The 25,415-nt window shown below is 64.1% G+C and carries 21 protein-coding genes; 7 read left to right on the forward strand and 14 right to left on the reverse strand.

The window, feature by feature from the left end; translation table 11 throughout:
* Positions 1–112 precede the first annotated feature (112 nt).
* Both F0185_RS28060 and F0185_RS28065 read right to left on the reverse strand, forming a co-directional pair.
* Positions 113–1,684: a phytase gene (locus tag F0185_RS28060; RefSeq protein WP_229477228.1), complete on the reverse strand. Its 1,572-nt coding sequence runs from the start codon at positions 1,682–1,684 to the stop codon at positions 113–115.
* Positions 1,685–1,691: 7 nt separating this feature from the next.
* On the reverse strand, positions 1,692–4,268 hold the full coding sequence (locus F0185_RS28065; protein ID WP_167230500.1) for a TonB-dependent receptor: 2,577 nt from the start codon (positions 4,266–4,268) through the stop codon (positions 1,692–1,694).
* A gap of 382 nt (positions 4,269–4,650) precedes the next feature.
* Here F0185_RS28065 and F0185_RS28070 point away from each other — a divergent pair, with 382 nt between their 5' ends.
* The 4 genes from F0185_RS28070 (at position 4,651) to F0185_RS28085 (ending at position 7,254) form a co-directional block, all read left to right on the forward strand.
* Entirely contained in the window at positions 4,651–5,577 is a 927-nt protein-coding gene (locus F0185_RS28070) for a GGDEF domain-containing protein (protein WP_167230521.1), read from the forward strand.
* Positions 5,578–5,584: 7 nt separating this feature from the next.
* Entirely contained in the window at positions 5,585–6,640 is a 1,056-nt protein-coding gene (locus F0185_RS28075) for an AraC family transcriptional regulator ligand-binding domain-containing protein (RefSeq protein ID WP_370664081.1), read from the forward strand.
* A gap of 33 nt (positions 6,641–6,673) precedes the next feature.
* The gene (hemP, locus tag F0185_RS28080) at positions 6,674–6,850 is read left to right on the forward strand and encodes a hemin uptake protein HemP (protein ID WP_167230527.1); all 177 of its coding nucleotides are present in this window, start codon (positions 6,674–6,676) and stop codon (positions 6,848–6,850) included.
* Between the two features lie 77 nt (positions 6,851–6,927).
* Positions 6,928–7,254, forward strand: a complete 327-nt coding sequence (locus tag F0185_RS28085; RefSeq protein WP_370664083.1) for a hypothetical protein — start codon at positions 6,928–6,930, stop codon at positions 7,252–7,254.
* Positions 7,255–7,317: 63 nt separating this feature from the next.
* Here the strand turns inward: F0185_RS28085 and F0185_RS28090 are convergent, their stop codons facing one another.
* Positions 7,318–7,782: a hypothetical protein gene (locus F0185_RS28090; protein WP_167230530.1), complete on the reverse strand. Its 465-nt coding sequence runs from the start codon at positions 7,780–7,782 to the stop codon at positions 7,318–7,320.
* A gap of 281 nt (positions 7,783–8,063) precedes the next feature.
* Here F0185_RS28090 and F0185_RS28095 point away from each other — a divergent pair, with 281 nt between their 5' ends.
* Entirely contained in the window at positions 8,064–9,083 is a 1,020-nt protein-coding gene (locus F0185_RS28095) for a LacI family DNA-binding transcriptional regulator (RefSeq protein ID WP_187362671.1), read from the forward strand.
* Positions 9,084–9,090: 7 nt separating this feature from the next.
* Here F0185_RS28095 and F0185_RS28100 read toward each other — a convergent pair whose 3' ends face one another.
* Genes F0185_RS28100 through lptF form a run of 3 tightly spaced genes read right to left on the reverse strand, consistent with a single transcriptional unit; the run spans position 9,091 to position 11,779 of the window.
* A complete protein-coding gene (locus tag F0185_RS28100) occupies positions 9,091–9,456 on the reverse strand; it encodes a sirohydrochlorin chelatase (RefSeq protein WP_167230534.1) in 366 nt (121 codons plus the stop codon).
* Positions 9,456–10,640: an LPS export ABC transporter permease LptG gene (gene lptG, locus F0185_RS28105; protein ID WP_167230537.1), complete on the reverse strand. Its 1,185-nt coding sequence runs from the start codon at positions 10,638–10,640 to the stop codon at positions 9,456–9,458. Before lptG ends, F0185_RS28100 begins: the two co-directional genes overlap by 1 nt.
* On the reverse strand, positions 10,637–11,779 hold the full coding sequence (lptF, locus tag F0185_RS28110) for an LPS export ABC transporter permease LptF (protein WP_167230540.1): 1,143 nt from the start codon (positions 11,777–11,779) through the stop codon (positions 10,637–10,639). Before lptF ends, lptG begins: the two co-directional genes overlap by 4 nt.
* A 59-nt stretch (positions 11,780–11,838) precedes the next feature.
* Between lptF and F0185_RS28115 the strand changes: the two genes are divergently transcribed.
* A complete protein-coding gene (locus F0185_RS28115) occupies positions 11,839–13,332 on the forward strand; it encodes a leucyl aminopeptidase (RefSeq protein ID WP_167230543.1) in 1,494 nt (497 codons plus the stop codon).
* Positions 13,333–13,515: 183 nt separating this feature from the next.
* Here the strand turns inward: F0185_RS28115 and F0185_RS28120 are convergent, their stop codons facing one another.
* The 4 genes from F0185_RS28120 to F0185_RS28135 form a co-directional block, all read right to left on the reverse strand.
* Positions 13,516–13,968 (reverse strand): hypothetical protein, encoded by a 453-nt coding sequence (locus F0185_RS28120; RefSeq protein ID WP_167230546.1) that lies wholly within the window; start codon positions 13,966–13,968, stop codon positions 13,516–13,518.
* Between the two features lie 74 nt (positions 13,969–14,042).
* Positions 14,043–14,510: a CreA family protein gene (locus tag F0185_RS28125; RefSeq protein WP_370664084.1), complete on the reverse strand. Its 468-nt coding sequence runs from the start codon at positions 14,508–14,510 to the stop codon at positions 14,043–14,045.
* 73 nt (positions 14,511–14,583) lie between these two features.
* Positions 14,584–14,772 (reverse strand): DUF1653 domain-containing protein, encoded by a 189-nt coding sequence (locus tag F0185_RS28130; RefSeq protein ID WP_166897035.1) that lies wholly within the window; start codon positions 14,770–14,772, stop codon positions 14,584–14,586.
* Positions 14,772–15,149: a phiTE_015 family protein gene (locus tag F0185_RS28135; RefSeq protein ID WP_054267055.1), complete on the reverse strand. Its 378-nt coding sequence runs from the start codon at positions 15,147–15,149 to the stop codon at positions 14,772–14,774. Before F0185_RS28135 ends, F0185_RS28130 begins: the two co-directional genes overlap by 1 nt.
* Before the next feature lie 473 nt (positions 15,150–15,622).
* Between F0185_RS28135 and xth the strand changes: the two genes are divergently transcribed.
* Positions 15,623–16,393, forward strand: coding sequence for an exodeoxyribonuclease III (gene xth, locus F0185_RS28140; RefSeq protein WP_167230552.1), 771 nt, complete (start codon positions 15,623–15,625; stop codon positions 16,391–16,393).
* 250 nt (positions 16,394–16,643) lie between these two features.
* Here xth and F0185_RS28145 read toward each other — a convergent pair whose 3' ends face one another.
* The 4 genes from F0185_RS28145 to prpC all read right to left on the reverse strand — a co-directional run bounded on the left by F0185_RS28145 (position 16,644) and on the right by prpC (position 25,414).
* On the reverse strand, positions 16,644–20,264 hold the full coding sequence (locus F0185_RS28145) for a sensor domain-containing protein (RefSeq protein WP_167230554.1): 3,621 nt from the start codon (positions 20,262–20,264) through the stop codon (positions 16,644–16,646).
* A 169-nt stretch (positions 20,265–20,433) separates the two neighbouring features.
* Positions 20,434–21,633 carry a 2-methylaconitate cis-trans isomerase PrpF gene (gene prpF / locus F0185_RS28150; RefSeq protein WP_167230557.1) on the reverse strand — a complete coding sequence of 400 codons (1,200 nt, stop codon included), beginning with the start codon at positions 21,631–21,633 and terminating at the stop codon, positions 20,434–20,436.
* Positions 21,633–24,230 carry a Fe/S-dependent 2-methylisocitrate dehydratase AcnD gene (acnD, locus tag F0185_RS28155; protein WP_167230561.1) on the reverse strand — a complete coding sequence of 866 codons (2,598 nt, stop codon included), beginning with the start codon at positions 24,228–24,230 and terminating at the stop codon, positions 21,633–21,635. Before acnD ends, prpF begins: the two co-directional genes overlap by 1 nt.
* A 17-nt stretch (positions 24,231–24,247) precedes the next feature.
* Positions 24,248–25,414, reverse strand: coding sequence for a bifunctional 2-methylcitrate synthase/citrate synthase (gene prpC, locus F0185_RS28160; RefSeq protein WP_167230564.1), 1,167 nt, complete (start codon positions 25,412–25,414; stop codon positions 24,248–24,250).
* Position 25,415 lies beyond the last annotated feature (1 nt).

Below are 25,415 nucleotides of genomic sequence, written 5' to 3' on the forward strand. Positions count from 1 at the left end.
ACCCTGCACACGCTGGTAACTGATCCAGAACAAACCAACTGCGAATTCCCTGTCTCCGTCATTCACGCCTCCCCGACGGTGGCGGTGGCGGGAACGACAGGGACGGCGGTGCTTATAGTTTCAGTGCCCGCGCCACATCTTCCCAACTCACATACTTGAAGTTCTGCGGCCCATCCGGCAGGCGCTTGTAGCCATCCTGAATCACCAGCATGCCATGCGCATACGGACCGCCCAGGTTCTTCGATGTCACATCGAGTCCATCGGTATCGGACGTGCCATCGATCCCTTCGGCCAGGTTGAACCCCACCTTGAAACGCCCGCGCACCCTGTACGGCGCTTGCGCATCGAGCACCACGTAACTGCTGTCCCCCTGGCTCGACACAATCAAGTAAGCCCCCTTCACGCCTTCGTAAATCGCCATGCCCTCGACATCGGCGTGCAAGTCGCGTCCCACGGCGAGCACCATCTTGCGCGTGGAAGGCTGATCGGCGCGCGCCGCCAGGGTCCACACGCCGCGCTTTTCCTCACCGATGAACAAACGCTCGTTGCGGTCGTCGGCGACACAGCCTTCCGGCTGGCTGTCCACCTTGAACTGGCGCGCCAGCGTGGCTCTCCACGCCTCGCCGCTGCGCGTGATGCGGAACTGGCGGAACGCCCCGCCCTTGTCGTTGACGATCACCTCCAGCCCACCGCTGCGCGGCTGGAACAGGCAGATCCCGTACACCTCCGGGAAACCGGTCGCAAAGCGGGTCAGCTCGACCACCTTGCCGTCCGCATCGAAACCGAACAGCACCACGCTGTTGTCGTCGCGCTGGCTGGCCACGGCCAGGTCGAGCACCTTGCCATCCATGTTCACGCCCTGGCGCAGGTCGACGTTATTCAAGCGGCCCACATCGAGGAACTGCTGCTGCGTGCCCTGCAGGTCGTACACCATCAGGCCCTGCTTCTTGTTCGTGCCCAGCACGCGCGAACGGGTCGCGTCCTGCGGATGAACCCAGATCGCCGGATCGTCCGCCACGTCGCCCAGGCGCGCCACGGGCATGGTCTGCGCACGCGGTTCGACCACCACCGCCGGTGACGCCGCCGGCCCCGCCGGCAGGCGCGCGCCGGCCTTGAGCAGAGTGCGCGCCGGCATCGCCTCGCTATTAGCCTCATAGGCCCAGGTGCCGACGCCCTTCTCATTCGCATACAGCGTGTGCCGCGCATCGTCCACCTTGCACTGGCCGGCGTCGAGCGGCATGCTCAGTTTGCGCACCAGTTGCGGCGTGGCCCCGTGCATCAGCCACTGCTCCGCCTGGCCATCCCTGGCCGCCACGAACAGGAAGTCCAGTCCCTGCTGGTCGCGAAACAGGCACAGGCCCTCCAGGCCAAATGGCTGCTGCGGCAAAGGCGCCAGGCGCGCCAGCTCGCCGCGCCGGACATCGACGCGGATCGGCAGCGCGTGCTGGGTCTCGGCATCGAGCACCACGGCGATGCCGCTGCCGTTGGTGGTGCGCGCGTCGAGCTGCTTGGCGCGCATCGGAAGGCGCGCCAGCTCCTTGCCGGTGGCATCGGTCAGCTGCAAGGCGTGCTTGTCGAGCGAGAGCCAGCCGCCGCCATCGAGCGCGATGCGGTCGGCGCCGTGCGCCGCGGCGGCGGCGAGGAGGCACAGCGAAGCGGCTGCGCGGAGTAGGTGTTTGTGCATGGTCATATCAGAAAAAATTCGCTTTCAGGCTCAATTTGTACGTGCGGCCGTACTGCTCGTACTGGACGTTGTATGGTTTGCTGCCCTGGTATACATAATAGGTTTCATTATTCAGGTTGACGCCCTCGAAGACCAGCTGCACACGCTTGTTGATCTGGTAGCCGAGCGAAAAATCGACCTGGCGCTGGGCGTCGACGTAGCGGTCCTGCGAGGCGTCGAGCAGGTCGCCGCCGACTTCGAGCAGGTAGGCCGACTTGTGATTGAGCGCCAGGCGCGTGCTCACAGGGCCGCTTTCGTATCCGAGCATCAGGTTGACGATCTGCTTCGATTGTCCCGGCAGGCGGATCTCGCGCGTCAACTGGCCGCCGCTGGCCTTGTCGAAGCGGCCTATGGTGGCCTTGGCATCGTTAAAACTGGCGTTGGCGCCGACGATCAACCCGTTCCACGGCGCCGGCAGCATGCGCAGCGACTGCGAATACGACAGTTCGACACCGTTCACGCGCGCCTTGTCGCCGTTGGCGTAGCTGGTGGCGGTGGTGTAGCCGGCCCATGTCCCGCTGCCCGCCAGGTCGGTGGTGTAGGTGAAATTCTTGATGTCCTTCGAATACACGTAGGCCGACATGGCGCCGTCCGCGCCGAGCATGCGCTCGATCCCGAGGTCGAAGTTGGCCGCCTTGAGCGGCTTCAAGTCCGGGTTGCCGATCACCGCTTCGGTATTGCTGGCCAGGCTGACGCCCGGCGCCAGTTGGCTGAAATTGGCGCGCACGACGGCGTTGGTCCAGGCGGCGCGCACGCTGGTGTCTTTGTCGATATCGAAGCGCGCCTGCAGGTTGGGCAACCAGTTCGCATAATCGCTGCTGCGCGACACAGACTGCAAGCCGTTAGCGGACACCTGCTGCCCGCGCGCCGCGAAGCTGGTGCGCTCGTGGCGCACGCCGGCCAGCAAGCGCCAGTTGCCGATGTCGGCGCCGGCCTGCACGTAGGCGCTGTCGATATCTTCGTCCATCGAAAAATCGTTCAGGTTCGACTCCGACAGCAGGCGCGCGCCGGCGCGGTCCAGGCCCGCCACGCGCGCGCGCACCAGCGCCGGGTCGAGGCCCGGTCCGAGGTTGGCGAACGGGTAGTCCAATGCGCCTTGGGTAAAGCCGCTCATCGACACACTTCCGGCGCCCCAGTAATTAGCGCTGCTTGCCTTGTTGCTGGTGTAGCCCCACTGCTCGGTGTCGTTATCCTTGGTGCGGCGGCTGGCCTTGACGCCGCCCTTGATGTCGGCAGCGGCGTCGCCCAGCGCCAGGCGGCGGCTCAGGTCCAGTTTCACATGGCGCTCGGCGTCACGGCTGTCGCGCGCCTGCAGGGTGATGCCCTGCAGGTTGTAGCTGGCCGGGTCGACCAGGCTGGCGGGACCGGTCAGGGCGGGCGCCTCGGTACCGGAAAAACGCAAGCCGGCCACGTTGGCGCTGGCGCGAAAACGGCCATCGTTGATGCTCTCCGGCGTGTCTTCGGTGGCGCGGCTGGCGCCACCAGAGGCGGCCAGTTTCCAGTCGCCGACGCGGAGATCGCCGCCGACGACGGCGGAGCCGATCTGCTGCGTGTATTTGCGCTGGCGCAGGCGGCGTTCGGCGCGCGCGGTAAATGGCGTGTCGGGCGAGGCGGCGCCGCCGGCGATATTGCTGACCGAGAGGCGATCGCGCACTTCATCGTCCGAAAAGCGGCTGAGAAAAGTGCGCAGATACAGCGACTGGCCGGCCTGCGGACGATAATCGACGTTGACCGCCAGCGCATTGCGCTCGCGCTGCGGCAGGTAGTCGCGCAGTTCGAGGCCGGACAGCTTGCCCTTGCTCCAGGCGCCGCCGGTTTCCACATTATCGGATCCGAACTTGCGGCGCTCGCCGCTGATGCCGGCCGCCACCCCGAGTTTGCCGTCCAAAAAGCGCTCGGCCCACAAGGCGCCGGCGTTCGGGCTGGTCTTGCCGGTGTTCTGGTCGCGGCTCGCTCCCGCCTGGAACGACAGCGCGCTGCCGGGCAAGTCGAAGGCCGACAGCGACTTGACGTCGACCGAGCCGCCGAGCGAATTGGCATCCTGGTCGGGCATGAGGGTCTTGGACACTTCCAGCGAGCGAATCAGGCCGGCCGGCAGCACGTCGAGGGCGACCGCGCGGCGGCCCGCTTCCGGCGAGGGCACCGCAGCGCCGTTGATGGTGACGGCGTTGTAATCGGGGCCCATGCCGCGCACCACGATGTAGCGGCCTTCGCCCTGGTCGCGCTGCACCGCCACGCCGGGCAGGCGGGCCAGCGCCTCCGCGGCGTTTTTGTCCGGCAGGCCGCCGATATCGTCGCTGCTGATGACGCTGACGATGTTGTCGGCCTTCTGCTGGGCCGCCAGCGTGCGCTTCATGCTCGAACGCTGGCCGGCGATGACGACGGTATCGAGCGCGATTGCGCTCGCTTCGCTGGCGCCGGCGGCGTTGTCGGCCGCGTGGGCGACAACGCCGCACAGTTGCAGGATGCCGAAGGCAATGAGGGACAGGCGCGGAAGACTGCCCGCCGCTGCGCGCTGACGCTGTTGTTGTTTGTCGCTGTTCATAGGTTCGCCGTTGGATGGGTGAAAAACAGGGCGAAGTCTAGAGAGCGAATATGTCCATCTCGTGACACGCGGCCCGCTGCCGCGGGCGATACAGCCCTTTTCGGCAGCCGGTGAGCTGAAATGCCCCTCCCCCGCCGGTGTCTCCCGCCGGTGTCAGGTCTGACATTCGGACACGAGCTGATCCGCAGGGACAATCCAGCAGCTATCTACAGCCGGGACCGTGTCCGAATGTCAGACCTGACACCGGGGGGGGGCGGGAGGATGTGAGCCGATCGGACTGGCGCCGCTGCGCTGTTTGCACCCCCGCCTGTCATCGTCCTGTCACGCGCGCGGGCTAGTATCGGCACGTATCACCCTCATGCAAGGCTTTGGCCTTTCGCCCATGCTCCACTCACACCGCACTGCGCTCGTCCTGGCCTCGCTGGCCCTTCTCGCCTGCTGCTTCCTGTATGCGTTCGCCGGCGTGCCCAAGCCGCCGGCCGACTGGAAGTGGATCGATATCGCCAGCGAGGCGAGCATCGCGCTCATGGCCGGCGTGTGGTTCGTGCTGGTATTGAGCTCGCGCCCGCCCGGCCGCGTCACCGCGCTGCTGGCCACCGGACTGGCCGGCCTGATGCTGGGCGCCTGCGCCGACTGCCTCGACGAATTTGTCAGCGTCCCCAAGGGCCAGTTGTGGAACCACGTGATCGAGAGCGGCCTGACCCTGGCCGGCATGGCCGCCCTCACCTGCGGCCTGCTCGACTGGCGACGCGAACAATTCATGCTCAACGAGCACCTGCACAAACGCGAACGCCTGTTCCGCGACCACCGCTCGTTCGATCCGCTCACGCAGGTGGGCGACGCCGACTACCTGCGCGCGCAGCTGCGCATCGAGCACGAACGCGGCACCGGCGCGGATTGCTGCCTGCTGATGGTCGATATCGACAGCTTCCACCTGATTAACCGCGCCCACGGCCAGCGCGAAGGCGACCGCCTGCTGCAAGCGGTGACCCATACCCTGCTGCTCAACCTGCGCCGCACCGACCTGCTGTGCCGCTACGCGGGCGACCGCTTCGCGATCCTGCTGCCGGCCACCGATGGCGACAGCGCGCGCGCACTGGCCGAGCAGTTGCGGCGCGCCGTCGCGACGCTGCGCCATCACACCCACGGCAGCGGCGAGGCGCTGCAGGTGACGGTGCGCTACGCGGTGCGCCATGTCGATATCGAGCCGCGCCAACTGCTCAAGGAAATCAACCGCGCGCTGGAACGGCGCATGCCGCAGCCGGCGCCTGCCGCGGACGACGCCAGCAGCTTCGCCGCGCCCGCGTGAGACGCTTGTGAGCCGCCTCCTGCAAGCGGGCGACGCCTGCATCGTGGCGCAGCACCAGCCGGCGCTGGTGTTGGACTACGCGCGTTCGCGCGAGCTGGCGCCGCGCGCCATCCTGGCCGGCACCGGCATGGACGCCCTGCGGGCGCCGGACGCGCAGCAAGCGATTACCCCCACCGAATATCTGCAACTGCTGGCCAACGTGGCGGCCGGCCTGAAAAGCGCGGAGACCAGTTTCATGCTGGGCCAGCAGATGCTGCCCGGGCATTTCGGGGCCTTGAGCCACGCGCTGATGCAGGCCCACAGCTTGCGCGAGGCAATCGCCCTGCTGGTGCGCTTCCAGATGCAGCTGTGCCCCTTGCTGGCGCCGCGTTTTCGCGAGGAAGGCGATCTCGCCGTGCTGTACTGGACCGACAGTTTCGGCGCCGGCGCGCAGCGCGGCTTCCTGGTGGAGATGCACATGACCGCCATGAGCGCCATGTGCCGCTGGCTGGGCGGCGAGCGCCTGCCGTGGCGCTACTGCTTCAACCGCACCCCGCCGCGCTACACCGAGCAGCACGAGGTGCACCTGGGCGAACAGCTGCGCTTTCACTGTCACCTCGACGCCATGCTGATCGACGCGGCCTGGCTCGACCGCCCGTGGCCGCGCGCCAATGCGATGGCGGCGGCGGTGGCGCGGCGCAGCGTCGACGCGGCCCACGCCGGCGGCCAGCGCAGCGTTCTGTGCGCCCTCTACGATTATCTGCTGGAGCACATCCGCAGCGCGCCGACCCTGGAACAGTGCGCGATCCAGTTCGGCGTCAGCCCCGCCACCTTGAAACGCCACCTGGCGCGCCACGGCAGCCACTTCCAGGCCGAACTCGACCAGGTACGCGCCCACGTCGCCCTGCGCCTGTTCCACGGCGGGCGCCACGACAACGACGCGGTCGCGCGCCATCTCGGATTTCATGACGCAAACAACTTCCGCAGGTCGTTCAAACGCTGGACCGGCATGACCCCCATGCTATTAAGGCAAAGCCTGGAAGCTTATCGCTTGCAATCGGGAGATACATCGGCCATAATCTAAATGAGAATTGTTCTCATTCACTGAAAGGCAGCGATGAATACCACCCAACAACCCGTGCGCGTGATCCCGGCGCCTGTCGCACCTGCGCTTCCGCTGCGCGTCAACAGCCAGGAACTGCTGCGTCAGGGCAAGTCGATCCAGATCGAACACGACGGCAAAATCTACGAATTGCGAGTCACCCGGCTTGGCAAGCTGATCCTGACCGCCTGATCCATCAACCCCCAGCCAGCCAGCGTTGCACCCGCCAGCCAGCCTCCCCCCTTTTCTAACAGGAGCAACGCATGGCTATCGCTATCGATATGGCAGGACCCGCAGTTACCGCACCGAACGGCGCGCCGCCCCAGCCCGAACTGCTGGTCTCAGCCGCGCTGCACCTGATGTCGCATTACAGCGCCAATGCCGCGCAAGCCGGGCCGTGCCTGAAGCTGGCGTCGGTGATCGAGCGCCATTTGAAAGCGCTGGCCAGCCATGGCGACTTGAATCCGGTACTGCGCGCAACCTGCCAGCAGTTGTCGGAACAGTGGGCGGCGGTGGTCGACCAGGCGCTTCCGCGCCCGTCGCGCCCGACCCTGTTCAAGCGCTTCGTGGGCGGAGCGCGCCCGGCCACGCGCTAGGGCGGCGCTGCCCCAAGCGCACGCTTGCCCCGCGCCGGTCGGCGCGGCCGAACGGCGGGGCGCTCAGTTATACGCCTTGCTTCTGAACAGGCCGAAAAACAGCCATGCCCCGCTCAGGGTCAGCGCGATATAGAAGATATAGCCGATCCAGCCAAACCCTTTGTACTTCTTGCCCGGCAGCCTCAGGGTATGCGGGTCGTCGCGCAGATATTCAATCTCGATGCGCTCGCCGCTGCCGATTTGCTCCTGCAGCTCTTTGCTGATCGGCCATTTGGCCACCGCCACCCGCGTGCCGCTCACGGTGCGGAACTCGATATCGGCCACGGCAACGCCATTGCGCGCCGCCTTGCTGGCTTGTCCATCGTCTCCCGCCGAACGTTCTTCGATGTTCTTGAACACCATCACCCGCGCCATTTCGCCTTGCTCACGGTAGGTACGCTCGACTTTGCGTTTGTCCAGGTCGTCCAGCAATGCCGCGGAGCCGAAAAAGAAAAAGATCAGGGAAAAGACGAAGATGTATTTTTTCATGGAGAAGCTGAACCGACACAGATTGAAACTGGGAAAAAACAATTACACCTAAGTAAATACCAGCCATCTTCCCACCAGCATCTGCACCAAGCAAGTTCCGTCGCACCACGGTGCTGGCGCCAGATGCAATTCCACGGCGTCATCCTGCCGAATAGCAACTGAAAACGTTTTCAAAATCGCTTAGCCTGTGTACACTCTGGCCGGCTGTTTATATCGTGGGTTGTACCAGTTATGGTAATCTCGCGGTGACAGCCGCTCCGCACCCTACCAGGACCCATCCCTTGACCGACCACGACAACGCTGCCCCACCCTCCACCCTGATCGACGTCGCGCGTCACGCGGGCGTCTCGCCCAGCACCGTATCGCGCATCCTGAACGGCACCGCCAAAGTCTCGGACGACAAGCGCGCCGCCGTGATGGCCGCGATCGAGAAAATGCATTTCGCGCCGAACCAGATGGCGCAGGGCCTCAAGAAGGGGCGCTCGATGACCATCGGGATCGTGGTGCAGGATATTTCGAGCCCGTTTTTCGACGAGACCCTGCGCGGTGTCGACGATGGCTTGAAGGGCACCGGTTACGCCTCGGTGATCGTGAGCGGCCACTGGAATGCGGTCGAGGAAACGGAGCGCATCCGCCTCCTGCTGGCGCGCAAGGTCGACGGCATCATCCTGCTGGCCGGGCACCTGGAAGACGACATCATTTTGCAGTTTGCGAATCATCGTCCGATCGTCTCCACCGGGCGCGACCTGCGCACCAAGAGCGCGCTCGGGTTCAAGCTCGATAATGAAAACGGCGCCTTCATGGCGGTGCGCCACCTGGTCGAACTGGGCCACCGCCGCATCGCCTTCGTTACAGGCCCGTCGCATCACCGCGATGCCGACGAGCGCCTGGTTGGCTACAAGCGCGCGCTGGCCGAATCCGATCTTGAGTATGACGACAAGCTGGTGGTGGGTGGCGACTTCCACGAGTCCGGCGGCCTGTTGGCGGTGAACCACCTGTTCGAGACCAACCAGCAGTTCACGGCGGTGTTCGCGGCCAATGACCTGAGCGCGTATGGGGTCAGGTTGTGCCTGTACCGCAAGGGCATCCGGGTGCCGGACGATATTTCGCTGGTCGGTTTCGATGACTTGCCGGGGTCGTCGTACACCACGCCGCCGCTGACCACGATCCGCCAGCCCTTGTACGACATGGGCCGCATCGCCACCAACGCGCTGCTGGCGCTGATCAACGGCGAACCGGTGATGGCGCAGATTCCGCCGCTCGAACTGGTGGTGCGCGAGACCACGCGCCGGGTGCGTTAAGAACGCCTTACAGCTGCGCCACGCAGAAGTCGGTCATCGCGGCCAGCACGCTGGCGTCTTCACCGACCGCACCGGAGACGGTGATGTGCATGTCCGGATGATCGAGATGCAACTGCTCGACGATCAGCGGCAGGTCGCGCAGCAAGTGCCCGCCCTGCCCTAAAAACACCGGCACCACCGTCAGCGCCGTCACGCCTTGCGCCGCCAGTTCGGCCACGCGCTCGGGCAGGCGCGGCTCCATCAATTCCAGGAACGCCAGCGAGACCGGAACGTCCGGCACGCGCGCCTGGGTCAGCTCGCGCAAGCGTTCGAACGGCGCGGCCCAGGTGGCGGCGCGGGCGCCGTGGGCAAACAGGATCAGGGCGCGGGTCATCAGTGTCTTTCCACCCACCATAGCGCCCCAAGCGCCAATAGCAGGAATAGCAAACTCGGGGCGATCGCCGTCAGGACGGCCGGCATGTTACTGAGCAGCCCGACGTGGGCGAACAGGTTATTGATCAAAATGAAGCCGACGCCGATCATGATGCCGATGAAGATCTTCAGGCTCACGCCGCCGCTGCGGGTGTGCAGGTAGGCGAACGGCAGCGCCAGCGCCATCAGCACGAAAATGGCCAGCGGGTCGAACAGCTTTTTCCAGAACGCGATCTTGAAGCGCTCGGTCTCCTGCCGGTTCTCGGCCAGGTGGCGTGTATAGATCGCCAGTTCCGTGGCCGACATGCGCACCGGGTCGGAAGCCGATACCGAAATGATTTTCGGCGTGATCTCGGACACCAGCTCCATGCTCGGCAGCTTGCGGGTGGCGACCATGCTGGTCTCCTGGCCAAAATTGCCCAGCGCGCCGGCGCCCGCCACCGGCTTGCCGCCCGGCGGCGGCAGTGTGCGCGTGTTGGTAAAGCGCGTTTCGGTCACGTCTTCCAGGCGCCAGGTGCTGTTACCGGTGAAGACCGCGCGCGCCGCCGTGATCAGCGAACGCATGCGGAAGTTGGTATCGAACTCGTACAGCCGCACATCGAGCATCTGGCCGTCGGTGCGGAACTGGCGCACGTTGAAAAAACGCGAGCCGGTGACAAGCCCCTTGGTGCCTTCGCTGCGCACGATATCCTTGGTCCACATCCCGGAGCGGAACTCCTGCGACACGGTGGCGCCGCGCGCGCTCAGTTTGAGTTTTTCTGCCAGCGGCGCGGTGCGCGGCGCAATCAGTTCGCCGAACACGAAGGTGATGATGACGAACACGAAGCCGATCTTAAACAGCATCCATGCCGCCATCTGGGTCGACATGCTCGACGCGCGCATGATGGTGAACTCGGAGCTCGACGCGAACTGCGCCATCGTATAGATGGTGCCGATCAGGGTCGCCACCGGCATCACCTCGTACACATGGAACGGCACGCGCAGCAGCACATACAAGAAGGCGTGCTGGATCGCGTAGCCTTCCTTGCCCACCGACGGCAATTCGCCGGTCAGGTCCATGAAAGCGCTCAGCGCCAGGAAGGCGACCAGCACAAAGGCGACGGCCTGCGCGATCGAGACCGCGAAATAGCGTTGAAGGACCTTCATTTCGCGCCTCCCGCCGGCGCCGCATGATCGATCCGGCCGCGCTTCATGGCCGCCCACAGCACCAGCGGATGGTAGCGGTGGTTGACGTTCAGGCGCCACGCGAACATGCCCACCACGAGAACCGCGACGAACAGGTGCAGCGGCCACCAGGCCATGTAGAAATCGGACTTGCCCTGGCGGACATTGGCCTCGGCCAGCTTGGTCAGGTTGATGTACGTGAAGAAGATCAGCAGCGCGATGATCAGGTTAGCCGCACTGCCGGCGCGCGGATTGACGAAACCGAGCGGAATGGCCAGCAGGATCAGGAGCAGGCAGGTAATCGGCGCGGCGATGCGGTACAGCAGTTCGGACTGGGTGAAGCGGTTCGGGGTTTCGAGCAGCTCCTGGGTGGACATGGCGTCCGACGAGATGTCGCCATCCATCGAGGTGTTCTTGCTGGCCACGCGCATGCTGTAGCGGCCGAATTCCATCGATTGAAAATCGGCCTGGCCCGGCACGCCCTGGTAGCGCCGGCCGTTTTTGAGCACCAGGAACTGGCCGCCCTTGCCGTCGGACTCGATCACGCCTTCCTTGGCCACGATGACGGAATTGATGTTCTTTTCAACCGTGTTGACGAACACATTCTGCACCACGGTCGATTCGCCGGTGACGCCTTCGACGAAAAACACGCGGTTGCTCGACGACGATTCCTTGAACTGGCCGGGCGAGACCTTCTTGAGGTCTTCGCGCTTTTCAAAACGCTGCACGAATTCGGTGCTTTTCATCTTGGCCCAGGGCGTCACGAACAGGCTCAGGGCGCCGGTCAGGATCATCATGGGAATGCCGAAGGTGAGGATGGGACGGATCCAGCGCGTGAGCGACAGGCCGGATGCGAACCAGACCACCATCTCGGAGTCGCGGTAGCTGCGCGTGACGACTGCAAGTACCGAAATAAAGCTGGTGAGAGTCAGGATAGTTGGCAGATAATTCAGCGTTGCGAAGGCGATCAACGCCAGCACGTCGCTCGATCCCACCTTTCCGCCCGCGGCTTTGCCGAGGATGGAGATCAGGGTCCAGGTGGCGACGATGGAAAACAGCACCGTGAAAGTCGTTCCGGCCGAACTGGCTAATTCACGTTGCAAGGCGCGTTGAAAGATCATTCGAAAGTTATAATCACAGGTTAGGCAGTGCGCGTCACAAACACGAAACGGAGATTCAAATGGACTTTAGCATAAAAGCATTCGACACAAAGAACACCATCACGTCGGCCAAAACCGGTTGCATCGCGGTTGCGGTATTCGAAAACAAAAAACTGTCGCAGGCTGCAAAAGCCCTCGACCAGGGTGGTGACATCACGGCTGCGCTCAAGTCCGGCGACATTACCGGCAAAGCCGGTTCGACCTTGCTGTTGCGCGGTATTTCCGGCACCGGCGCGGCGCGCGTGCTGCTGGTAGGGCTGGGCAACGACGAGACGGTCAGCGAAAAAAGCTTCACTTCCGCAGTGAACGCGACGCTCAAGGCTTTCGCCTCGCTCGGCGCCGCGGACGCCATTATCGCATTACCCATGACGGATGTGAAAGAGCGTGATGTTTCCTGGGCTGTGCGCACGATCGTCTGCGCCGCCCACGAGAGCGTTTTCCGCACCGATGGCCAGAAGAGCAAGAAAGACCCGGCCCCGGCCGGCGTGCGCAAGATCACCCTGGCCACCGACGCCACGGGCGAAGTCAAGACCGCGCTGGCGCAAGCCATTGCGATCGCCAACGGCATGGACCTGACCAAGGAATTGGGCAACCTGTCGGCCAACATCTGCACCCCGACCTACCTGGCCGACACCGCGCGCAAGCTGGCCAAGGACTACAAGTTCGACGTTGAAGTACTGGACCGCAAGCAGCTCCAGGCACTCAAGATGGGCAGCTTCCTGTCGGTCACCAACGGCAGCGAGGAAGCGCCCAAGTTCATCGTCCTGAAGCACATGGGCGGCAAAGCCAAGGATGCGCCGGTGGTATTGGTCGGCAAGGGCATCACCTTCGACACGGGCGGCATTTCGATCAAGGCCGGTCCCGGCATGGATGAAATGAAGTACGACATGTGCGGCGCCGCCTCGGTGCTGGGCACCTTCCGCGCGATTGGCGAAATGGGCCTGAAACTCAATGTGATCGGCGTGATCGCCGCCTGCGAGAACATGCCGTCGGGCCGCGCCACCAAGCCGGGCGACATTGTCACGTCGATGAACGGCCTGACCATCGAAGTGCTCAACACCGACGCCGAAGGCCGCCTGGTGCTGTGCGATGCGCTGACCTACTGCGAGCGTTTCAACCCGGCCGCGGTGATCGACATCGCCACCCTGACCGGCGCCTGCGTGGTGGCATTGGGCCATCACAACACCGGCCTGTTCACGCGCAGCGACGACGCCCACGAGAAGCTGGCCGGCGAACTGCTGGCCGCCGGCAAAGCCGCCAGCGACACCGCATGGCGCCTGCCGATCGAAGAAGTCTACAACGAGCAGCTCAAGTCCAACTTCGCCGACCTGGCCAACATCGGCACGCCGGGCGGCGCCAGCGTGACGGCGGCCTGCTTCCTCGAGAACTTTACGCGCAAGTACACCTGGGCGCATCTGGACATCGCCGGCACCGCCTGGAAATCGGGTGGCGCGAAGGGCGCGACCGGTCGTCCGGTACCGTTGTTGTCGACGTTCCTGATCAACCGCGTGTAAGCGGCGAGATAGCGTACGCTGTCTGACCGCGTGCGCTGTCAGACCATCCCCCTCAAAACCGTCATTCCCGCGCAGGCGGGAATCCAAGGCCTCTACGCTTAGCGACGGCGCCTTGGATTCCCGCCTGCGCGGGAATGACGGTTTTGCAGTTGGGGGCCTTGCAAGACGTTGTTTTATCGCGCGCTAGTGCAGCGCCGTCCCCGCCGTCTCCGGCGGATCGTTCTGATAATCGCGCGCACCGCTGCGGCGCATCAGCACCGTGAGCGTTTCCGGGTAATCGAACCCGGCCCCGGTGCGCTTGTCGAGCAGGTATCCCAGCCCCGCGGTCAGCACCGCGTTGCCCACGGTGGCGCTGGCGTTGGCACTCGACGCGACCCGGTCCTGCCCCGCACCCACGCCATCCTTCCTGCAATCGATGAACAGATTGCCCGCGCTCTTTTGCACGGTCACGTGGCCGGGGGACGTGACGAACCAGCGCCCCTTGTCATTGGTCAGCACGCAGCCGGCGCCGCCAACTTCGCGGTTGTCCAGGATGGTATGCAGCATCAACGTCTGCTGGTTCGACTCGCTGATCGTCGCGCAGCCGCCCAGGGCGGCCAACAACGCCAGCGCGCCGGTCCGTAAAAAAATCGCCATCGCGTTCATCCAAGGTAGTAGTTCATCCTGTTTACGGCAGCCGTCCAGGATTTCTGAATACTACCCGATGAAAACTACTTGAGCGGAATCGGCTGGTTGGCCGGCACCGGCACCGCGGTCACGCTGTTTTTCGGGCTGCCGTCGATCAGGCGGTCCGAATAGACCAGGTAAGCGAGCGCATTGCGCTTGGCGTCGACCATGCGCACCACGCGTACGTGCTTGAAGAAGATCGAGGCACGCTCGCTGAACACTTCTTCCTGGCGCGGCACTTTGCCGTTGAAGGTGATCGGGCCGACCTGGCGGCAGGCCACCGACGATTCGGCCTTGTCTTCGGCCAGGCCCACGGCGCCCTTGATGCCACCGGTCTTGGCGCGCGACAGGTAGCAGCTCACGCCGCCGACGACCGGGTCGTCGAATACTTCGACCACGACCTTGTGGTCGGGGCCAATCAGCTTGAAAGCGGTATCGACCGAGCCCACGGTTTCGGCAGCGGCGCAAACGGCGGCAGCGGACAGCGCGAGGCTCAAAGCGAGGCGAATCATTCGCATAATGTTATTCCTGGAGAGTGGTGCGGGAGGGTGATGCTGGAGCTTGCACTCCAGTTGGCAGGCAAGACTAGGGCACCGGCGCAAAGCGCGGCACCAGAATGCCGTCGACTTCGACCAGTTGAAAAAACACGTCTTTCGGCCGCGTCCATAATGAACCGTCCGCTGCGCGATACACGATCATCTCTGAGAGATCCGATTCAAGAGTGGCCACGCACACCAATTCGTACAGGCCACCCTTGTAGTGCCGGTATTGCATCAACTCTCGGTCTTGTCTTCGGCCAGAGCTTTCTGCTTCTTCTTCAAGCCCTGGATGACCTTCAGGACACCTTCGATACCAGCGGTATCGTCGAGATCGCTAAAAGCATCAAGAACCTCATTCAGAACCCGGTTACGCACTGCGGTTTCATCCGACGCCGGTGCGCTTGCGCGTACCGGTTCGGCCGACTCTTTCGAGGCGGCCTTTTGCGCCGAATACTTCGCTGTCGCCGCGGCTGTTTTGCCGTGCGCCAGCGCCGCTTGCCAGATTACCCAGCGACGTTGTGTTTCAAACACGAGATATTCATCGGGTTTATCTTCTCGGCGTCGAACGATATGACCATCGCGCTGCGCCCATGCTTCAAATGCACTTCGCATTTTAATCCTTTACAAATGCTGTCTTCGCATTTCTACACTAATCAAAACAGAATTGTTTTAACTAGTACCACCTTGCAGAATGTGTCATGAAGCCGTCACAAACTTTAAGGGCGTGTAACTCTTCACGCTAGGGGTTCCGACCGTTGGTTCTCACCACCACCGACCAGATTTAAGTATATTACCCCGTGCGTTATAAGAATGCAATTTTTTATTCCCCATGAGTAACAATAGTCCAAAATCGTTGTTTTGTCTGCCTCTTGTTACATCTAATTACATCTTGCGAGTGGTTAAATCTCGGGGACAACAAAGTTTAACATCTCCACGGTATTTTTTCGATAAAAGTGTTGATAACACAAGCGTATGCATCTTGCATACATGGCCAAATTTGTTAACTAACAGCATGTTCTTGCACGAACGCACCATTTAACGCGATACTAAGCGTTTTTAGCACCAATGGCGCTCTGGAACCCCCTATGAAAATAGCAACATGGAATGTTAATTCCCTCAAAGTACGACTTCCTCACCTCCTGCAATGGCTGGAGGCAAATCCGGTCGATGTACTTTGCTTACAAGAGACAAAATTGACGGACGATAAGTTCCCGATTTCTGAAATTAAAGCTGCCGGCTATGAAGTCGCCTTCAGCGGTCAAAAAACCTATAACGGCGTCGCAATATTATCTAAATTGCCACTAGATGACATTATAAGAAACAATCCCATATTTCCGGACGAGCAGCAACGGATACTCGCGGCGACGATCGGCGGCACGCGTTTTATCTGCGCCTATGTACCGAATGGGCAAGCGGTCGGGACCGACAAATACGCCTATAAACTCGCCTGGCTCGCATCCTTGCGCGAATGGCTTGCCGAGGAAGTGCGCGCGCACGCCGGCGCTGGCCTGGCGATCCTCGGCGATTACAACATCGCCCCCGAAGACCGCGACGTGCACGACCCGGTTGCATGGGCCGGCCAGGTGCTGTGTTCCGACAAGGAGCGCGCGGCGTTGACGGCGCTGACCGACCTGGGATTGACCGATGCGTTCCGCCTGTTCGAACAGGCCGATAAATCATTCAGCTGGTGGGATTACCGGCAGCTCGGTTACCAGAAAAACAAAGGCCTGCGGATCGACCACATATTGCTGTCGGAAGCCTTGGCCAAGCGTTGCACGGCGTGCGCGATCGACCGCATTCCGCGCAAATGGGAGCAACCATCCGACCACGCCCCCGTCATCGCCACCCTGGACTGACAAACCTCTCCTAACCGGGATCTGCGCCCCCAACCCGCAAACCGGGGTCAGAGCTTTAATTCGCAAGTTTTTGCTCGCACCAGCCAGATCTCATCCTGTTCGGCAACTGAAGAACGCGAAGGGCCTGAGGGTATGCCCGTGCGGACCAAAAAATGCTCATGTTTAAGGCGATCGGCGTTGGTGAAGGGAAAGAATTTCTAATTAAAGCTCTGACCCCGGTTGTAGGAAGACGCTGATTCCGCTTGGGGAATTAGTGACTGGAGAGGTGCTTGCGGGCCTGGTCGGCGGGCCGGGGTTGGGCGAACAGGTAGCCCTGCGCGTACTGGCAGCCATGCCCGCTCAGCAGCGCGTACTGGGCTTCGGTTTCGACGCCCTCCGCTACCACCGACAACTGCAAGCTGTTCGACAGCGCCATGATGGCCGCCACGATCGCGCGGTCTTCGGTGCTGCTCTCGAGGTCCTTGATGAAGGCGCGGTCGATCTTGATCTTCTTGACCGGGAAGCGCTTGAGGTAGGCCAGGCTCGAATAGCCGGTGCCGAAATCGTCGATCGACAGGCGGATGCCCATGCCGTTGATCTGCCCCAGGATCTCCATGGTCTGTTCGCCATGCTGCATCAGCGCCGTTTCGGTGATTTCGAATTCGATCAGGGCCGGGTCGATCCCGGTTTCGTCCAACACGCCCCGGATCGATTCGATCAGCCCGCGGTGCATGAACTGGCGTGGCGATAAATTGACCGCCAGCGGCACCGCCGTCATCCCCTCGCGCTGCCACGCCATGCTCTGCTCGCAGGCGCGCCGCATCACCCATTCGCCGATCGGCACGATCAAGCCGTTTTCTTCGATGATGGGGATGAAGTGGTCGGGCAGCACCAGCCCGTGCCCCGGACGGCGCCAGCGCAGCAGCACTTCCATGGTGTGCACCCGGCGCGTGCCGATGTCGATGATCGGCTGGTAGAACAGCTCGAACTGCCCGTGCGTGAGCGCGCCGCGCAGCGCGCTCTCAAGCTCGAAGTGCTGCGCCGCCGCCAGGTTCATGCGCTCGGTGAAGTACTGGTAATTATTGCGCCCGTTCGCCTTGGCGTGATACATCGCCGCGTCGGCGTGCCGCATCAGGGTCGCCACATCGTCGCCGTCGTCCGGATACATGCACACGCCGATCGATGGCGTGATGTGCAGCAGGCGATCGTCGACCGGGAACGGCAGCGCCAGCACGTCGATGATCTTCTGCGCCACCTGGCTGCTTTCGTCAGGCCCGTCGATACCCGGCACCAGCACCACGAATTCGTCGCCGCCGAGGCGCGCCACGGTGTCGCTGGCGCGCACCGCATGGCACAGCCGCCCGGCCACTTCCTTGAGCAGGCGGTCGCCCATCAGGTGCCCGAGCGAGTCGTTGATGGTCTTGAAACGGTCAAGGTCGATGAACATCACGGCCAGCTTGGCGCCGGAGCGCTTCACGGCGAGCATGGCGTGGTTCAGCCGGTCCGACAGCAAGGCGCGGTTGGGCAGGCCGGTCAGGCTGTCGTGATAGGCCATGTGGTTCACGCGCGCTTCGGCCTGGCGCCGTTCCACGATCTCGCCCTGCAGCAGGGCGTTGGCGCCGGCCAGTTCGGCGGTGCGCTCGAGCACCCGCACTTCGAGTTCGTCGCGCGCGCGCCGCACCGCTTCGCCGGCCTCGCGCCGCGCCGTCACGTCGTCGACCAGCCACACCGAGCGCCCGGTGGCATGCGCCAGGTCGAACGGGCGCCCCGACAGGCGCGCCCAGAAGGTGCTGCCATCCTTGCGCACCAGCCGGTGCTCGGCCATGTGCACGCGCCCGGCGTGGAAGTCGCGCGTGGTCTCGGCACGCGCCAGGTCCCAGCTGGCGCGGTCCGGGTACAGGGCGCGCACCGACAGCCCCGCCACTTCGCCCGGCCCGTAGCCGAACAGTTCTTCCATCTTGGCGTTGCAGCGCAGGTTCATGCCGTGTTCGACCACCGCGATGCCGAGCACCGCGCTGTCGAGGATGGCCTGGTTCTCCAGCAGCGCGTTGCGCAGCGATTCTTCGGCGCGCTTGGCGTCGGTGCGGTCTTCGATGATCCAGATCGTACCCTGCGTCGGGTCGGCCGGATTGACGACGTAGGCGATCAGCTGCGCCCACAGCACGCTGCCGTCCTTGCGCGCCATCCCGACTTCGGTATGAAACGGTTTGCCGACCGAGAGCAGCGGGCTGGCCGCGGCGCCGATGGCGGCGTAGACCTCGTCGCTCGGATACAGCGCGCGGCCGGGCAGGCCCAGTCCCTCGCTGCCCTGGTAGCCAAACATGTCGGCAAAACCGCGGTTGTAGCGCGTGATGATGCGGTTCTTGGTGAACAAAATGCTGACCGAGGCGTTGGTCATGATGGCCTGCACCTCGACCAGGGTCTGGCGCGCTTCGGTCACGTCTTCCAGTATCCAGATGGTGCCTTGTTCGCGCCGTTCGGCGTCCACCGTCTGCGCCCGCACGCGGCACCAGAACAGGGTGCCGTCGCGCCGGCGGAACTGGCATTCGGGGCTTTCGAACGGCAGGCCGTTACCGAGCACCGGCCCGGCGGCGAGGCCGAATTCGTCGTACGCCTCGGGCGACGGGAATACCGCCACCGCCGGCAGCCCGGTCATCTCTTCGCGCGTGTAGCCGAACATCTCGGCCATGCGCGGGTTACACGACAACATGATCCCGTTGCGGCTGAACAGGATGCCAACCGAGGCATTGTCCAGGATCGCCTTCTGCTCCAGCAGCACCTGGCGGGTCGCTTCCTCGGCCGCCTTTTGCGCGCTGCGGTCGTCCACGATCCAGATGGTGTCCTGCTTGCCGCGCCCGGCGTTGATGGCGTAGATGTAGGCGTGCGCCCAGAACACGCTGCCGTCCTGGCGCAGCATCTCGATGTCGGCCTGGTAGGGATGGCCGGCGCTCAGCAGCGGCTGCGCTTCGTGTCGCAGCGCCTCGTAGGCGGCGCCGGACGCAAACAGCTCGGCGGCCGCATGTCCGAGCCCGGTCTCGCCGGCAAAGCCGAAACAGCGCCCGAACTGCTGGTTGTAGCGCAGGATGCGGTTGTCGCGCTGGAAGGCGATGCCCAGCGGCGCATTGTCCATGATGGCCTGCATTTCGAGCAGCGCGCGACGCAGGCGCGTTTCGTTCTGGTGCAGCTCGTCGATGTCTTCCACGATCCAGATGGTGCCGTGCGACTCGTCGCGCGGATCGACCGCGCGCCCGTACAGGCGGCACCAGAGCAGCACGCCGTCCTTGCGGCGCAGGCGCAGTTCGCCGGCGTACGAGCCGCCCGCGGCGAGCCGTGGACCGGCCTCGCCGCTCATTTGCTCGTAACTGCGCACGCTGGGGAAAACGGTGACGGTGGCCGCGCCGATCAGTTCATCGGCGGTGTAGCCAAAGATTTCTGCGGCGCGGATATTACATTCGCGGATTTCGCGGTTTTTGCTGAGGATGATGCCGACCGCCGCGTTTTCGAGGATGGCCTTTTGCTCCATCACCGTCTTGCGCAGCGCGGCCTGGTCACGGTCGTAGCGCCGGATGTCGGTAAAGACGAACGTCGCGCCACCGCCCGGCAGCGCCTTGGCCAGCACCTGGACCGCAATCGGCTGGCCGTGCGCGTGCAGCGCGCTTTCCCATAAGCGGTCGGCGCCGTCGCCCGCGCGCAGGCGCAGCGCGGCGTCGTGCCGCGCCGGCGGGGCGAACAAGTCAAGCAGGGGGAGGCCGACGGGAGATGCGCCGAGCAGGTCGCACAAGGCCGCGTTGGCGGCATGGACGATGCCGTCCGCGTCGCAGGCACAGGCGGGCGATCCGATTAACTGGAGCGCTTCAGCGACGAAATCAGGCTTGGTTGATAAGCGATCCATGTCCCCACGACGGCGTAAGTCCGCCGCCTCTGTGATGGGCAACGGAGAACTTGATCATAAACCACAATTGGCCGCAATTTACGGGAAAAACCGGGAAAACCAAAAAAACAGAAACGCCCACCACGCACGGGGCGGGTGGGCGCTTTGCCAAAACGCTCACACAGGGCCGTTAAGGCTCCTGCAAGGCCTCGCCGGGGATCCGGACCCACCCTTCCATCAGCACGCGCGCGCTGCGGCTCATGATGGCCTTGGCGACGCTCCAGTCGCCAGCGACCTGGGTTGCTTCGGCGCCCACGCGCAGGGTGCCGGACGGATGGCCGAAGCGCACCGCGTTACGCCCTCCCCCGCCGGCCGCCAGGCTGACCAGGGTGCCGGGAATGGCGGCCGCGGTGCCGATGGCGACGGCGGCGGTGCCCATCATCGCGTGGTGCAGCTTACCCATCGACATGGCGCGCACCAGCAGGTCGATGTCCCCGGCCGCCACCGCTTTGCCGCTCGACGACACATACGCCGCCGGCGGCGCCACGAAGGCCACCTTGGGCGTGTGCTGGCGCGTGGCCGCTTCGTCCACATGCTTGATGAGACCCATGCGCACGGCGCCGTGCGCGCGGATCGCTTCGAACATGGCCAGCGCCTTGGGGTCGCCGTTGATCGCCTCCTGCAGCTCGGTGCCGCTGTAGCCGATCGCCTGCGCATTGACGAAGATCGTCGGAATGCCGGCGTTGATCATGGTGGCCTTGAGCGTGCCCAGGCCCGGCACCTCCAGGTCGTCGACCACGTGCCCGGTCGGGAACATGGCGCCGCCGGCGCCCTCTTCGTCGGCCGCCGGGTTCATGAATTCGAGCTGCACTTCGGCCGCCGGAAAGGTGACGCCATCGAGTTCGAAGTCGCCCGTTTCCTGCACCGCGCCGCCGCTCACCGGCACATGCGCGATGATGGTCTTGCCGATGTTGGCCTGCCAGATGCGCACCAGCGCCACGCCGTCGTGCGGAATGCGGGCGGGGTCGACCAGCCCCGCGCTGATGGCAAAGGAGCCCACGGCGGCCGACAGGTTGCCGCAGTTGCCGCTCCAGTCGACAAACGCCTTGTCGATGGCGACCTGGCCGAACAGGTAGTCGACGTCGTGCCCCGGCCTGGCGCTTTTGGACAGGATCACCGTCTTGCTGGTGCTCGAGGTGGCGCCGCCCATGCCGTCGATCTGCTTGCCGTAGGGGTCGGGGCTGCCGATCACGCGCAGCAGCAGCGCGTCGCGCGCGGCGCCGGCCACCTGCGCCGCTTGCGGCAGGTCTTGCAGGCGAAAGAACACGCCCTTGCTGGTGCCGCCGCGCATATACGTGGCGGGAATCCTGATTTGAGGCAGATGCGCCATCATGCCTCCTTGACGGTCGATTCGAGGAAGTCCTGGGCGAAGCGCTGCAGCACGCCGCCGGCTTCGTAGATCGCCACTTCCTCGGCCGTGTCGAGCCGGCAGATGACCGGCACTTCCACCACGTCGCCGGAAACGTGCCTGATCACCAAGGTGAGCGTGGCGCGCGGGGTGCGCTCGCCCAGCACGTCGAAGGTTTCGCTGCCGTCGATCGCCAGGGTGATGCGGTTCTCGCCAGGCTGGAACTCCAGCGGCAGCACGCCCATGCCCACCAGGTTGGTGCGGTGGATGCGCTCGAAGCCTTCGGCCACGATGGCTTCCACGCCGGCCAGGCGCACGCCCTTGGCGGCCCAGTCGCGCGACGAGCCCTGGCCGTAGTCGGCGCCGGCGATGATGATCAAGGGCTGCTTGCGCTCCATGTAGGTCTGGATCGCTTCCCACATGCGCGTGACCGTGCCATCCGGTTCGATGCGGGCCAGCGAGCCTGCCTTGACCTTGCCGTCGACCTTGACCATCTCGTTTTTCAGGGTCGGATTGGCGAAGGTGGCGCGCTGTGCGGTCAGGTGGTCGCCCCGGTGGGTGGCGTAGGAGTTGAAGTCTTCCTCCGGCAGGCCCATTTTCGCCAGGTATTCGCCGGCTGCCGAATCGAGCATGATTGCGTTCGACGGCGACAGGTGGTCGGTGGTGATGTTGTCGCCCAGGACCGCGAGCGGACGCATGCCCGCCAGGGTGCGGGCGCCGGCCAGCGCGCCTTCCCAGTACGGCGGACGGCGGATGTAGGTGGTATTCGGACGCCAGTCGTACAACGGGCTGACCTTGACGCCGTCGTCTTCCTGTTTGGCGAACATCGGGATGTAGACCTTGTGGAAGTGCGCCGGCTTGACGCTGGACGCCACCAGTGCGTCGATCTCCTCGTCGCTCGGCCAGATATCCTTGAGCATGACCGGCTTGCCGTCGGCGCCGGTGCCCAGCACGTCCTTTTCGATGTCGAAGCGGATCGTGCCGGCGATCGCGTAGGCCACCACCAGCGGCGGCGACGCCAGGAAGGCCTGTTTCGCATACGGGTGGATGCGGCCATCGAAGTTGCGGTTGCCCGACAGGACGGCGGTTGCGTACAGGTCGCGTTCGACCACTTCTTTTTGAATCAGCGGATCGAGCGCTCCGGACATGCCGTTGCAAGTCGTGCAGGCGTAAGCGACGACACCGAAGCCGAGCTTTTCGAGTTCCGGCATCAGGCCGGCGTCTTCCAGGTACAAGGTGACGGCTTTCGAACCCGGCGCCAGCGAGCTTTTGACCCAAGGTTTACGGGTCAAACCGAGCTTGTTGGCGTTACGCGCGATCAGGCCGGCGGCGATCATGTTGCGCGGGTTATTGGTGTTGGTGCAGCTGGTAATGGCGGCGATGATGACGGCGCCGTCGGGCATCAGGCCCGGTTCGTTTTCGACCACGCCGCTGATGCCGCGCGCGGCCAGTTCCGAGGTCGGCACGCGGTTGTGCGGGTTGGACGGACCCGCGATGGTGCGCACCACCGACGACAGGTCGAAGCGCAGCACGCGCTCGTACTCGACGTTGTTAAGCGTAGCGCCCCACAAGCCGGTGTGTTTCGCATACAGCTCGACCAGTTTCACCAGTTCGTCATCGCGGCCGGTGAGCTTGAGGTAGGTGATGGTCTGCTCGTCGATGTAGAACATCGCGGCGGTCGACCCGTATTCCGGCGCCATGTTCGAAATCGTGGCGCGGTCGCCCAGGGTCAGGTGGGCGGCGCCTTCGCCGTAGAACTCGAGATAGGACGAGACGACCTTTTGCTGGCGCAGAAATTCGGTCAGCGCCAGCACCGTGTCGGTGGCGGTGATGCCCGGCTGCGGTTTGCCGCTCAGTTCGACGCCGATGATGTCCGGCAGGCGCATCCACGAGGCGCGGCCCAGCATCACGCTTTCGGCTTCCAGGCCGCCGACGCCGATGGCGATCACACCGAGCGCGTCGACCATCGGGGTATGCGAGTCGGTGCCGACCAGGGTGTCCGGAAAAGCCACGCCGCCCTGCACCTGGATCACCGGCGACATGCGCTCCAGATTGATCTGGTGCAGGATGCCGTTACCCGGCGGGATCACGTCGACGTTCTTGAAGGCCTTCTTGGTCCAGTTGATGAAGTCGAAACGGTCTTCGTTGCGACGATCCTCAATGGCGCGGTTCTTGTCGAAGGCGTCGGGATCGAAACCACCGCATTCGACCGCCAGCGAATGATCGACCACGAGCTGGGTCGGCACCACCGGGTTGACCAGCGCCGGGTCGCCGCCCTGCAGGGCAATGGCGTCGCGCAGGCCGGCCAGGTCGACCAGCGCGGTCTGGCCCAGAATATCGTGGCAGACCACGCGCGCCGGAAACCACGGAAAGTCCAGGTCGCGCTTGCGTTCGATCAGTTGACCGAGCGAGGCGTCCAGGGTCGCGGGGTCGCAGCGGCGCACCAGGTTCTCGGCCAGCACGCGCGAGGTGTACGGCAGCTTGTCATAGGCGCCAGGCGCGATGGCGTCGACCGCGGCGCGCGCGTCGAAGTAATCGAGCTTGGTGCCCGGCAGGTTTTTGCGGTGGTTCGTGTTCATGTCAGATCCTTGCTTGTTTACTTGCGCTCGGCCAGCGGCACGAAGGTCAGGTCGTCCGGGCCAACGTAGTTGGCGCTCGGGCGGATGATCTTGTTGTCGATGCGCTGCTCGATCACGTGGGCGGCCCAGCCGGAGGTGCGCGAGATCACGAACAAGGGCGTGAACATCGCCGTCGGCACGCCCATCATGTGGTACGACACTGCCGAGAACCAGTCCAGGTTCGGGAACATCTTCTTGACTTCCCACATGACCGTTTCCAGGCGCTCGGCGATATCGAACATCTTGGTCGAACCGGCGCCTTCGGACAGCGAACGCGCCACTTCCTTGATGACTTTATTGCGCGGGTCGGACACGGTGTAGACCGGGTGGCCGAAGCCGATCACGACTTCCTTGTTGGCGACGCGGTTGCGGATGTCGGCTTCGGCTTCGTCCGGGTTTTCGTAGCGCTTCTGGATGTCGAGCGCGACTTCGTTGGCGCCGCCGTGTTTCGGTCCGCGCAGCGCGCCGATGGCGCCGGTGATAGCCGAATGGATGTCCGAACCGGTGCCGGCGATCACGCGCGCGGTGAAGGTCGAGGCATTGAATTCGTGTTCCGCGTACAGGATCAGCGAGGTGTGCATGGCCTTGACCCAGGCTTCCGGCGGCTTGAAGCCGTGCAGCAGGTGCAGGAAGTGGCCGCCGATGGAGTCGTCGTCGGTTTCGGTGTCGATGCGGCGGCCGTTGTGGCTGAAGTGGTACCAGTACAGCAGCATCGAGCCGAAAGACGCCATCAGGCGGTCGGCGATCGAGCGCGCGCCCGGCACGTTGTGATCGTCTTTTTCCGGCAGCACGCAGCCGAGGGTCGATACGCCGGTGCGCATCACGTCCATCGGGTGGCTCGACGCCGGCAGCGCTTCGAGCGCGTTCTTGACCGCCTGCGGCAGGCCGCGCATCGATTTCAGGTGCGCCTTGTAGCCACGCAGTTCGCCGTCGTTGGGCAGTTTGCCGTGTACCAGCAGGTAGGCGATTTCTTCGAACTCGCAGCTGTCGGCGACGTCGAGGATGTCGTAGCCGCGGTAGTGCAGGTCGTTGCCGGTTTTGCCGACCGAGCACAGTGCGGTGTTACCGGCGGTGACGCCGGACAGGGCGACCGATTTTTTCGGCTTGAACGGGACGGCTTCGGCCGGGGTGGTGATGTCAGTCATG

The organism is Massilia rubra (assembly GCF_011682065.1).
Classification (GTDB): domain Bacteria; phylum Pseudomonadota; class Gammaproteobacteria; order Burkholderiales; family Burkholderiaceae_D; genus Telluria_A; species Telluria_A rubra.

Coding starts and splice junctions, on each gene's coding strand:
- F0185_RS28060 (WP_229477228.1), bottom strand. CDS start 1,684: ATGCACAAACACCTACTCCGCGCAGCCGCTTCGCTGTGCCTCCTCGCC.
- F0185_RS28065 (WP_167230500.1), bottom strand. CDS start 4,268: ATGAACAGCGACAAACAACAACAGCGTCAGCGCGCAGCGGCGGGCAGT.
- F0185_RS28070 (WP_167230521.1), top strand. CDS start 4,651: ATGCTCCACTCACACCGCACTGCGCTCGTCCTGGCCTCGCTGGCCCTT.
- hemP (WP_167230527.1), top strand. CDS start 6,674: ATGAATACCACCCAACAACCCGTGCGCGTGATCCCGGCGCCTGTCGCA.
- F0185_RS28090 (WP_167230530.1), bottom strand. CDS start 7,782: ATGAAAAAATACATCTTCGTCTTTTCCCTGATCTTTTTCTTTTTCGGC.
- F0185_RS28100 (WP_167230534.1), bottom strand. CDS start 9,456: ATGACCCGCGCCCTGATCCTGTTTGCCCACGGCGCCCGCGCCGCCACC.
- lptG (WP_167230537.1), bottom strand. CDS start 10,640: ATGAAGGTCCTTCAACGCTATTTCGCGGTCTCGATCGCGCAGGCCGTC.
- lptF (WP_167230540.1), bottom strand. CDS start 11,779: ATGATCTTTCAACGCGCCTTGCAACGTGAATTAGCCAGTTCGGCCGGA.
- F0185_RS28115 (WP_167230543.1), top strand. CDS start 11,839: ATGGACTTTAGCATAAAAGCATTCGACACAAAGAACACCATCACGTCG.
- F0185_RS28120 (WP_167230546.1), bottom strand. CDS start 13,968: ATGGCGATTTTTTTACGGACCGGCGCGCTGGCGTTGTTGGCCGCCCTG.
- F0185_RS28125 (WP_370664084.1), bottom strand. CDS start 14,510: ATGATTCGCCTCGCTTTGAGCCTCGCGCTGTCCGCTGCCGCCGTTTGC.
- F0185_RS28130 (WP_166897035.1), bottom strand. CDS start 14,772: ATGCAATACCGGCACTACAAGGGTGGCCTGTACGAATTGGTGTGCGTG.
- F0185_RS28135 (WP_054267055.1), bottom strand. CDS start 15,149: ATGCGAAGTGCATTTGAAGCATGGGCGCAGCGCGATGGTCATATCGTT.
- xth (WP_167230552.1), top strand. CDS start 15,623: ATGAAAATAGCAACATGGAATGTTAATTCCCTCAAAGTACGACTTCCT.
- F0185_RS28145 (WP_167230554.1), bottom strand. CDS start 20,264: ATGGATCGCTTATCAACCAAGCCTGATTTCGTCGCTGAAGCGCTCCAG.
- prpF (WP_167230557.1), bottom strand. CDS start 21,633: ATGGCGCATCTGCCTCAAATCAGGATTCCCGCCACGTATATGCGCGGC.
- acnD (WP_167230561.1), bottom strand. CDS start 24,230: ATGAACACGAACCACCGCAAAAACCTGCCGGGCACCAAGCTCGATTAC.
- prpC (WP_167230564.1), bottom strand. CDS start 25,414: ATGACTGACATCACCACCCCGGCCGAAGCCGTCCCGTTCAAGCCGAAA.